Raw genomic sequence first — 10,077 nt, 5'->3', positions numbered from 1 at the left:
CGTCGATTCGTGAGAATCGACGCGGGCACCGGCCTTTCGCATGTCAGCTCGCGTCGAACTTTCGTGCTGCGAGTGAACGAACCACGCCGGCCTGGCCTTCGACGACCAGGCGACGCAACGCGGGAGGGATGTCGCCTTCGAGGAACCGGTCTGCTGCCGCTACGGATTCGTCCGAGATCGACCACGACGGGTACAGCCCGATGACGACCGTCTGTGCCACTTCGCTCGAGCGTCGTTCCCACACCGCCGCGATATCGGCGAAGTAGCGGGAGACGAAGGGCTCGAGCAATTCGTCCTGGCCTTCGCGAGCGAACCCGCCGATGATCGATCGCGCGGTGATGTTGGGCACGGAGTCGTCGCCGACGACCTTCGCCCAGACCTCTTCCTTGACAGCGACCTGCGGACGTCCGGCCGCGGCCGCCGCGGCTTGACGAGCGCCCGCAGCGGTCGGGTCACGCTGAGCTTCGGCGTCGATGAATGGAGTTGCGGTTCCTTCGGCGTCGATCTCACCGGCGGCCGCGAGTGCCCCGACGATGCGCCAGCGCAGGTCCGTGTCGACGATCAGGCCGTCGAGCCCAACGGTGGAGGGATCGGCGTCGAGCAATTCGCGCAGTACCTCGGTGTGCCACGGGGAGAGTGCTGCGCCGGTAAGTGCGTTGACGAATGCCAGCTGGTGGTCGGACCCGGCCTCTGCCTCACGTGCGAGCTCGAGCAACCGATTGGCGAAGCTCGCCGCGCCTTCGGCCTCGGCCCAGGCCGGATCTGCGTAGGAGCCGATGGCGGTTTGGGCTTGGAGCAAGAGACGTTGCACCACACCGACTTCGGTCTCCGAACTGATGCCGCGCTCGACCAGCGCGACGAAGTCGCGTGCCTTCAGTTCGGCTTGACGGGTCATTTCCCACGCCGCCGACCAGACCAGGGTGCGGGGGAGTGAGTCGGTGATGTCGCCGACCCGCTCGATCGCCGTCGCCAACGATTCGGGATCGAGTCGCACGGAGCCGTAGGTGAGATCGTCGTCGTTGACCAACACGAGTGCACCGCGGGCGACGCCGACAAGTTCGGGGACATCCGTGCTTTCCACAGCATCGAGGTCGAGTTCGACGCGATGGCTTCGTACCAACTTGCCGTCGACGTCGTCGTAGATGCCGATGGCGATCCGGTGGATTCGCCGCTCGCCGGCGCCTGGTGCAGCACCGTCCTGCAGGACGGCGAAGCGGGTGAACTTTCCGTCTGCGTCGACATCGAAGTCGGGGCGCAGGATGTTCAAACCGGTGGTCTTGAGCCACTGCCGACCCCAGTCGGAAAGGTCACGGCCCGAGGACTTTTCGAGTGAGCCCAGCAGATCGTCGAAGGTTGCGTTTCCGAATGCGTGCTCACGGAAGTACTCACGCAGTCCGGCGAGGAACGGCTCGAGTCCGACGTATGCCACCAACTGCTTGAGGACGCTGGCGCCCTTCGCGTACGTGATGCCGTCGAAGTTCACCTCGACGGCGGCCAGGTCCGGAATGTCCGCGGCAATCGGGTGCGTCGACGGCAACTGGTCCTGGCGGTACGCCCACGACTTCTCGACGTTGGCGAACGTCGTCCAGGCGTTCGTGTACTCCGTGGCCTCGGTCTGGCACAGGACCGAAGCGAAGGTCGCGAACGACTCGTTGAGCCACAGGTCGTCCCACCACGCCATCGTGACGAGGTCGCCGAACCACATGTGCGCCATTTCGTGCAGGACCGTTTCGGCACGACGTTCGTACGAGTAGCGGGTCACCTTGGAACGGAAGACGTAGTCCTCGAGGAATGTCACGGCGCCGGCATTCTCCATCGCGCCGGCATTGAATTCGGGGACGAAGAGCTGGTCGTACTTGCCGAAAGCATAGGGAACACCGAAGTTGCGGTGATAGAAGTCGAATCCCTGCTTGGTCTCGGTGAACAGTCGCTCCTCGTCCATGAACTCGGCCAGCGAAGCGCGGCAGAAGATTCCGAGCGGGATGTCGCCGTGCTCGTCGGAGTAGTTGTCGGTCCACTGCGCGTAGGGACCGGCGATGAGCGCCACCAGGTACGTGCTCATCTTCGGGGTGGTCCTGAAGACGTGCTTGCCGGGATCGGCGGCAAGGGTCTCGACGACCGCGGAGTTGGAGATGACCTTCCACGACGTGGGAGCGGTGACGCGGACGTCGAACGTGGCCTTGAGATCAGGCTGATCGAAGCACGCGAACATGCGCTTGGCGTCGGCCGTCTCGAACTGTGAATAGAGGTAGACGGAGTCATCGGTCGGGTCGACGAATCGGTGCAGTCCCTCGCCGGTGTGGGAGTAGATGCAATCGGCCTCGATGACCAACTCGTTGTCGGTAGCGAGATCAGGCAGGCTGATGCCCGTCGACTCGTCGTAGCCGGAGACGTCGAGCGCGGTGCCGTTGAGGACCGCGGAATGGACTCTGGCCGCGACGATGTCGATGAAGCTGCTTGCTCCGGCCGTGGCGGTGAACGTGACGGTGGTCTTCGAGGAGAACGTCTCCTCGCCGGGTGCGTCTTTGCCGTCGGTGAGATCGAGTTCGATCAGGTAGTTCTCGACGGTCAGGATTGCTGACCGTTGCGCTGCGGTTTCGCGTGTCAGGTTCGGTGCGACCACAAAGATCTCCTCGTAGATGGTGCGGATCTATTACGTCCATCCCATCACGAAGAGAACGACTTCACTCAAGCGGACACTTCTGCCAGCGGAATCTCCGGATCGGCCAACCGCTCCGGATCGACGGGACGCGAAGACGCGACCAATTCCTTGATGGCGTCACCGGCATCCCAGATGTTCACGTTCATGCCGGCGAGCACCTTGTTCGCGGAATCGAGCCAGAACGCCAGGAACTCGCGCTTGTCGACGTCGCCGCGAGTGACGACACGGGAGTAGCCGCCGTGCGGTGCGTGACCTACGTATTCCATTCCGAGGTCGTACTGATCGGTGAAGAAATACGGCATGCGGACGTACTCGGCGGGCCGTCCCAACATGGTCTCTGCGGCCGTCTCGGGTTGGTTGAGTGCGTTTGCCCAGTGCTCCACCCGAATTCGTGCATTCAGAATCGGATGCTGTGCGGCCGCGATGTCACCCACTGCGACCACGTCGGGGTCGCTGCTCTGCAGACCGGCGTCGACGAGAACCCCGTTGTCGACGTCGATACCCGCCTCCGATGCCAACTCGGTGTTCGGCAATGCGCCGACAGCGATCAACACGGCGTCGGCCGGAATCACGGTTCCATCGCTCAAAGTGACGCCCGAGGCGTGACCGCCGTCGACAGAGATTGCAGTGACGTCCGTGCCGGTGCGTAAGTCCACCCCGTTCTGGCGGTGCAGCGCGGCGAAGACCTCACCCATTTCCGGGCCGAGGGTCGATTCGAGCGGAAGGCCGGCATGTTCGAGCACGGTGACCTCGACGTCGAAACCGCGAGCCGACGCGGCAATTTCGAGGCCGATCCAGCCGGCACCGACCACGACGAGCTTCTTGTCGGCGGCCAGGGTGCGCAGCAGCGCGGCGGCCTGATCGACTGTTCGCACGTAGTGAACGCCCTCGGCGTCGGATCCCGGGATGTCGAGGCGCCGCGACCGCGAACCGGTGGCCAAGGCGAGCTTGTCGTAGCTGATCGTGGAACCGTCCGGAAGTGACACGGTGTGCGCAGCGGGGTCGATGGCCGTTGCCGTCGTTCCCGGGCGAAGATCGACATGATGGTCGCGGAACCACTCGCCGTCGTGGACGGTGAATTCGGGGAGCGTCTTCTTGCCGGCGAAGAACTCTTTCGACAGCGGCGGACGCTCGTACGGGAGGTGGTCTTCTTCACTCAGTACGGTGATCTCACCGTCGAAATCTCTGTCACGCAGGGCTTCTGCGATCTTTGCGCCCGCGAGCCCGCCGCCGACGATCACGAATCTCCGGTTGGTGCTCATTACTGAACCACTCCTTCGTACTCGTTTCTTTTCGACACTACTGCGATCGGGAGGTGGTTCGGGGGAAAGCGCGGGAAGGATTGCGGGTTCATGATTGTTGGCAGAACGGGAGTATGTCCCCGAACTGATATGACCTGACCGACATGAACTGATAGGGAGTTTCTTCGTGAGCGCAACCTCGAGCAAGACCACGGACACTGCTGACTTCTGGTTCGATCCGCTCTGCCCGTGGTGCTGGATCACCTCACGCTGGATTCTCGAGGCCCAGCAGGTACGCGACATCGAGGCCAAGTTCCACGTGATGAGCCTTGCGGTTCTCAACGAGGGCCGTGACCTTCCCGACGAGTACCGGGAGATGATGACCAAGGCCTGGGGCCCGGTCCGTGTCGCCATCGCTGCAGCGCAGCTGAAGGGCGACGATATCCTGCTGCCGCTGTACACGGCGATGGGGACGAAGATTCACAACGAGGGAAACAAGGACTTCGCCGACGTCATCAAGTCGTCCCTTGCCGAGGTCGGCCTGCCACCTGAACTGGCCGAGGCCGCCGGCACCGACAAGTACGACGAGGCTCTGCGCGAGAGCCACCACAAGGGCATGGACGCCGTCGGACCCGACGTCGGAACCCCGACGATCCATGTCAACGGTGTGGCGTTCTTCGGCCCCGTGCTCTCACGCATCCCGCGCGGCGAGGACGCAGGCAAGGTGTGGGACGGCGCAGTCGCGCTGGCCGGCTACCCCCACTTCTTCGAGCTCAAGCGGACCCGCAACGAGGATCCTCAGTTCGACTGAGCGGCAGTGAGCGCCGGATTTCGGTAGAGCTGACCCGGCCGGAAGAACAGATGCCCTGAGTGCGTGCGGTTGCGAAGCGCAGCCGCACGCCAGGTCAGCACCGGATGCGACGACAAGATGTTGACGAACCACGGGAAGAACCCGGATTCGAGTGTCGCCCGATCGGCCAGTTCGTCGAACCCGACCAGACCCACCAGATACTTTCCCGCGCCGAGGACGCCCATCGCGCCCGGTGCACCCTGCGGACGCATGTGAAAGCCGAAGTTGTCCGCCGTGTACTCCATGGAACGCGACAGCGAAGACCCGATCACCGGAATGTAGTTCGACGCGAACTGTCCCCACTGGCGCCAGTACGACGCATGCCCGGCAGCGATGTGGCCGACCTCGTGGCCGATGATGAATGCGAGCGCATCGGGCTCGCGTGCCTGCCCACCGACTTCGAACAGGTCGCTGTAGACGACGACGAAACGGCGAAATCCGTGCCCCGACGCAAACGCGTTGATCCGTCCGTTCCCCAGCACGACGTAGGCATCCGGCGGAGTTTTCATGCCGAACCGTGCCGCAGCCTCGGCAACCAGCTGATACCCCTCCGGAAACTGTGAAGGCGTCATCTTGATTCCGTTGACCTGTTGCGATCCGTACAGCTGACCTCGCGCGAGGAACAGCAGGATCGGAGCCGCGAGCACCACGAGGATCCACGTCGACAGATCACCCGCAGCGATCAGAACGATCGCCACCACATAAGTGACGACCGTCGTCAGCACCGCGAGCACGAGTAGCGGGATTTCCCACGGGTGGCGAACGGCGTCACTGCCCGGTGACACACGAACGGCGGGTGCAGCGGCCTGGCCGTTGACGGGGTACATGGGCACCACGATAGGTGTGCTCGCGCGGCGATGCGTGTTCCTGAAAGTGTGACATCGACCCGGGTGCGCCCGGCTGGTCGGGCCTGAGAGAATTGTCGCCATGCGCGTATACCTGGGTGCCGACCATGCCGGATTCGAACGTAAGAACGAGATCATCGAACACCTGAAAGCGAACGGCCACGAGGCCATCGACTGTGGTGCTCACGAGTACGACGCCGTGGATGACTACCCGGCTTTCTGCATCGAAGCCGCAAAGCGCGTCGTCGCCGACGAGGGCAGCCTGGGAATCGTCCTGGGTGGCAGTGGCAACGGCGAGCAGATCGCCGCGAACAAGGTTCCCGGCGCACGGTGCGCCCTCGCTTGGAGCGTCGAAACGGCGAAGCTGGCACGTGAGCACAACAACGCTCAGCTGATCGGCATCGGCGGACGTATGCATTCCCTCGAGGAATCGCTTGCCATCGTCGACGCTTTCCTCGCCACCGCATGGTCGGGTGAAGAGCGCCACCAGCGTCGTATCGACATCCTGTCCGAGTACGAGAAGACCGGCGTCGCACCGGCTCTGCCGCAAGCCTGATCCGAAAGTTGTTCCGTGCCTGAAGGTCATACCCTGCACCGGCTGGCACGGTTGCATGCCCGCAAGTTCGTCGGTTCACCGGTCCGCGTCCTCAGTCCGCAAGGCAGATTCGCCGAGGACGCGCGCCTGGTGGACGGACACGTACTCACGTCCTCGGATGCCTGGGGAAAGCACCTCTGGCACACGTACGACAACGGTCTGACAGTTCACGTACACCTCGGGTTGTACGGAAAGTTCACCGACGCCGCCCTGCCGATGGAAGAACCGGTAGGCCAGGTCCGGATGCGAATGGTCGGTGCCGACTTCGGCACCGACCTTCGTGGTCCCACCGCCTGCGAAGTCCTGCTACCTCCTCAGGTCGCCGCGATCGAGGCCAGACTCGGGCCGGACCCACTGCGCCGCGACGCGGATCCAGAGAAGGCCTGGTTGCGAATCTCCAAGTCCAAGACGGCAATCGGCGCCCTGCTGATGGACCAGGCGGTCCTGGCGGGTGTCGGCAACGTCTATCGCGCCGAACTTCTCTTTCGTCACGGAATCAACCCTGAACGACCGGGGAATCTCGTCTCTCACGGCGAGTGGACCGCCATGTGGGCAGACCTAGTCGAATTGATGAAAGTCGGCGTCAGACGGGGGAAGATGCACGTCGTTCGCGCCGAGCACGACAACGGAGATCCGGCGTACGCGAAGGATCGTCCGCGTACCTATGTCTACAGAAGAGCAGGATCGCCGTGCCGCGTGTGCGGCACACCGATCCTGCATTCCGTCATGAAGGCACGAAACCTGTTCTGGTGCCCGGTGTGTCAGTCGGCTTAGAAGTCGAAGCCTCCGAAGTCGCCGCCACCGAAATCGCCGCCTCCGAAGTCCCCGTAGTCGCTGCCTCCACCGTCTGCGGTGAAATCGGTGTTGTCGATACTTCCTTGGTCGGCGCCGGGATCACCGGCGTCCATACCCTGATCTCCCGAGTCACCGGAGCCTGTATCGGCGCCGGAATCGCCGCCCTGTGCGAAAGCCTCTGCGCCGTAAGGAACCCCGGCCATGCCGGAGAACATGGTCGAAAACAGCATCATCGAACCCAGACCCCAGGCGCCGGCGACGAGTGCAGGCTTCCACCAGGGTTCGGAGTACCAGCCGGCCGGGACCGGGCGTCCGGCGACTCGGCCACCGGGGTAGTAGTTGGGTGTGTGCGACGACGGATTGGGTGATGCGGCGACCTTGCGGCCCTCGAATTCGACCTCACGGTCTTCGGTGACCGAACCGGCAGCCTTCTGTCCGTCGATGGAAGGAACTTCCGGTCCCGGATCCATGCCCATCGCCACCCGTGCCGCGCGGATGTAGTAAAGCCCTTCCAGTGCAGTCTGTTTCGCGAGACGTGCTTGGACCGGCGTTGCGGCCTGATCGATCTGCGAGCCTGCGGCGTTGTACCGTTCGGCCGCGTCGGCGAGGGCTTGGCGCGACGCGTCGTCACTGCCGGTCAGGTTGTAGACCTGACCGCCGAGGCGTTCGATCGCCTGCCGGGCATCGGCTTTCGCATCGTCGAGTTGTGTTGCGCTGTGGCCGGAACCGCGTTGCTGGCTTTTCATGACCAGAAATACGACTACGGCCAGAACGACGAGTATGAGAAGAATCGTGGTCACGAGTGGCCTCCCGAGCAGAATCGATCCGGACAACTCCAGGATACGGACCGCAGGGGGGTGGTCTGAGTGGACAAAGTTGGAATACAAAAAATCCGCACCGGCTGGGCCGGTGCGGATCTTTGTGGAGTTTCCCTCCTGATGGAGGGGATGACGGGAATCGAACCCGCGTGATCAGTTTGGAAGACTGAGGCTCTACCATTGAGCTACATCCCCGTGCATACGACAACTCGGGATCGCCGTGTTCGTCGTCTGCGATACGAAACTGTACCCAATGCCCCACCGGATTTCATAATCGGGGGGTCGGAGAAGTTCGAGACCGTCGTTCACCTGGGGAATTGGCGAATTGCTCGGCGAGTCGGGGTGTCTCGGCCACAGGCGCGGCTTCTGATTCCGGCTCTGAATGGCAGTTGAGGCAAGGCTGTATGTGGCTGCTGTATGTGGCTGCCGTCGGATGACATACTGACGGGGTCGACAGCCGGGCCGTGTACAAATGGCGGTCGGGTTCGTGAGAGAGTAGTGAGCGCGATAGGGTTGTGCGCGGTCACCGATGGTGGCTGCCTTTGTGGCCCGCTGTCTTAGTGGCCTCGGATGGCCGTATCGTGTGTTTCATGTGATCGGAAACGGGATGTAGCGCAGCTTGGTAGCGCATCCGCTTTGGGAGCGGAGGGTCGCAGGTTCAAATCCTGTCATCCCGACAAGTACGTACATGGCACTTCACCTCCAGTAAGTCCGGGAGTGAAGTGCCGCGCCAGACAGCAGTACCGATTCAACACAAGTTGTGAGCAAGACCAGACGAAGGAGCGAAGTTTCGTGAAGAGCACCGTCGAGCAGCTCAGCCCGACGCGAGTCCGTATCAACGTTGAGGTGCCCTTCGCGGAACTCAAGTCTGATTTCGACAAGGCCTACAAGGCCCTCGCGCAGCAGATTCGTCTCCCCGGCTTCCGTCCCGGCAAGGCTCCGGCCCGCCTCCTCGAAGCGCGTGTCGGTCGCGGCGCTGTGCTCGAGCAGGTCGTCAACGACGCTCTGCCGTCGCGTTACTCCGAGGCTGTCACCAGCGCCGGCGTGAAGGCCATCGGCCAGCCCGAGATCGAGGTCACCAAGATCGAAGACGGCGAGCTCCTCGAGTTCACCGCCGAGGTCGACGTGCGCCCCGAGATCGAGCTCCCTGACTTCAGCTCCATCAACGTCGAGGTCGATCCGATCGAGATCACCGACGAAGCCATCGAAGAGCAGCTGCTTTCGCTGCGTCAGCGTTTCGGCACCCTCACCGGCGTCGACCGCGCAGTCGAGGACGGCGACTTCGTCTCCATCGACTTGTCGGCCACCGTCGACGGCGAGAACGTTGCCGAGGCAACCGCGAGCGGACTGTCGCACGAGGTCGGTTCGGGCCAGCTCATCGAGGGCCTCGACGAAGCCATCATCGGCCTCAAGGCGGGGGAGTCCAAGGACTTCACGTCGACGCTGGTCGCCGGCGAGTACGCAGGCAAGGAAGCTGTTGTCACCGTGACCGTGCAGACGGTCAAGGAGCGCGAGCTTCCGGCTGAGGACGACGAGTTCGCTCAGCTCGCCAGCGAGTTCGACACCCTGGAAGAACTGAAGGCTGACCTCCGTGAGCGCGTCGCACGCGTCCGCAAGGTCGAGCAGGCCGGTCAGATCCGCGACAAGGTTCTCGAGCAGCTGCTCAAGACCGTCGAGGTTCCGTTGCCGGAGGCTGTCGTCAAGGCTGAGGTCGACGCTGCACTGCACGACGCCGTTCACGGTCTCGATCACGACGAAGAGGCACTGAACAAGCTCCTCGAAGAGCAGGGCAGCAGCCGCGAAGAGTTCGACAAGGATGCACAGGAAGCCGCTGAGCGCTCCGTCAAGACGCAGCTCTTGCTCGACTCGATTGCCGATGCGGGCAACGTCACCGTCGGTCAGGACGAGCTCACCGAGCGCATCCTGTTCCAGGCGCAGCGTTACGGCATGGCTCCTGAGCAGTTCATCCAGCAGATCCAGCAGGCCAACCAGCTCGGCGCCGTCTTCGCAGACGTCCGTCGTGGCAAGGCTCTCGCGTCCGTCGTCGAGTCGGCCGGTGTCAAGGACACCTCCGGCGCAGTTGTCGACACCGCAGAGCTGTTCGGCAGCAGTGAGGCCGAAACCGAAGCGGACGAGTCTGATTCCGCCGAGAGCGAAGACAAGTAAAAACGCAGGCGGACGGGTGTTTTCACCACGATCGACTGCACTGAGTTTTCCGCTTTGAGCGAAGTAGGGCGGCACCGGGACTCCCAGGCCGCCCCCCCTCGTTCC

General features: G+C 63.2%; 8 protein-coding genes and 2 tRNA genes. 5 read left to right on the top strand and 5 right to left on the bottom strand.

Features of this window, described 5'->3' with window-relative positions; genetic code table 11:
- Window positions 1-43: 43 nt before the first annotated feature.
- Entirely contained in the window at window positions 44-2,623 is a 2,580-nt protein-coding gene (gene pepN / locus AC1Q6C_RS25620) for an aminopeptidase N (protein ID WP_042450233.1), read from the bottom strand.
- A 65-nt stretch (window positions 2,624-2,688) separates the two neighbouring features.
- The gene (locus tag AC1Q6C_RS25615) at window positions 2,689-3,924 is read right to left on the bottom strand and encodes an NAD(P)/FAD-dependent oxidoreductase (protein ID WP_158170132.1); all 1,236 of its coding nucleotides are present in this window, start codon (window positions 3,922-3,924) and stop codon (window positions 2,689-2,691) included.
- A 166-nt stretch (window positions 3,925-4,090) separates the two neighbouring features.
- Between AC1Q6C_RS25615 and AC1Q6C_RS25610 the strand changes: the two genes are divergently transcribed.
- Window positions 4,091-4,714 (top strand): DsbA family oxidoreductase, encoded by a 624-nt coding sequence (locus AC1Q6C_RS25610; protein ID WP_492666879.1) that lies wholly within the window; start codon window positions 4,091-4,093, stop codon window positions 4,712-4,714.
- Here the strand turns inward: AC1Q6C_RS25610 and AC1Q6C_RS25605 are convergent.
- Window positions 4,702-5,580: a M48 family metallopeptidase gene (locus AC1Q6C_RS25605; protein ID WP_042923839.1), complete on the bottom strand. Its 879-nt coding sequence runs from the start codon at window positions 5,578-5,580 to the stop codon at window positions 4,702-4,704. The genes AC1Q6C_RS25610 and AC1Q6C_RS25605 overlap by 13 nt on opposite strands.
- Window positions 5,581-5,680: 100 nt before the next feature.
- Here AC1Q6C_RS25605 and AC1Q6C_RS25600 point away from each other — a divergent pair, with 100 nt between their 5' ends.
- Together AC1Q6C_RS25600 and AC1Q6C_RS25595 are read left to right on the top strand one after the other, a co-directional pair.
- On the top strand, window positions 5,681-6,154 hold the full coding sequence (locus tag AC1Q6C_RS25600; RefSeq protein WP_003944571.1) for a ribose-5-phosphate isomerase: 474 nt from the start codon (window positions 5,681-5,683) through the stop codon (window positions 6,152-6,154).
- A 15-nt stretch (window positions 6,155-6,169) separates the two neighbouring features.
- Entirely contained in the window at window positions 6,170-6,967 is a 798-nt protein-coding gene (locus tag AC1Q6C_RS25595; RefSeq protein ID WP_003944531.1) for an Fpg/Nei family DNA glycosylase, read from the top strand.
- Here AC1Q6C_RS25595 and AC1Q6C_RS25590 read toward each other — a convergent pair.
- Window positions 6,964-7,734, bottom strand: a complete 771-nt coding sequence (locus tag AC1Q6C_RS25590; protein WP_064444263.1) for a hypothetical protein — start codon at window positions 7,732-7,734, stop codon at window positions 6,964-6,966. The genes AC1Q6C_RS25595 and AC1Q6C_RS25590 overlap by 4 nt on opposite strands.
- Before the next feature lie 193 nt (window positions 7,735-7,927).
- Window positions 7,928-8,001 (bottom strand) — tRNA-Gly (locus AC1Q6C_RS25585).
- Window positions 8,002-8,409: 408 nt separating this feature from the next.
- On the opposite strand from AC1Q6C_RS25585, the gene AC1Q6C_RS25580 reads away from it, so the two are divergent.
- Together AC1Q6C_RS25580 and tig are read left to right on the top strand one after the other, a co-directional pair.
- Window positions 8,410-8,483 (top strand) — tRNA-Pro (locus AC1Q6C_RS25580).
- 115 nt (window positions 8,484-8,598) lie between these two features.
- On the top strand, window positions 8,599-9,972 hold the full coding sequence (gene tig / locus AC1Q6C_RS25575; RefSeq protein ID WP_492666878.1) for a trigger factor: 1,374 nt from the start codon (window positions 8,599-8,601) through the stop codon (window positions 9,970-9,972).
- Window positions 9,973-10,077: the final 105 nt, after the last annotated feature.

This window comes from Rhodococcus sp. MT28, assembly GCF_058792695.1.
The sequence above is the reverse complement of the archived record's forward strand: the minus strand, read 5'-3'. Positions and strand labels throughout refer to the sequence as shown.

Coding starts and splice junctions, on each gene's coding strand:
- AC1Q6C_RS25615 (WP_158170132.1), bottom strand. CDS start 3,924: ATGAGCACCAACCGGAGATTCGTGATCGTCGGCGGCGGGCTCGCGGGC.
- AC1Q6C_RS25605 (WP_042923839.1), bottom strand. CDS start 5,580: ATGTACCCCGTCAACGGCCAGGCCGCTGCACCCGCCGTTCGTGTGTCA.
- AC1Q6C_RS25600 (WP_003944571.1), top strand. CDS start 5,681: ATGCGCGTATACCTGGGTGCCGACCATGCCGGATTCGAACGTAAGAAC.
- AC1Q6C_RS25590 (WP_064444263.1), bottom strand. CDS start 7,734: ATGAAAAGCCAGCAACGCGGTTCCGGCCACAGCGCAACACAACTCGAC.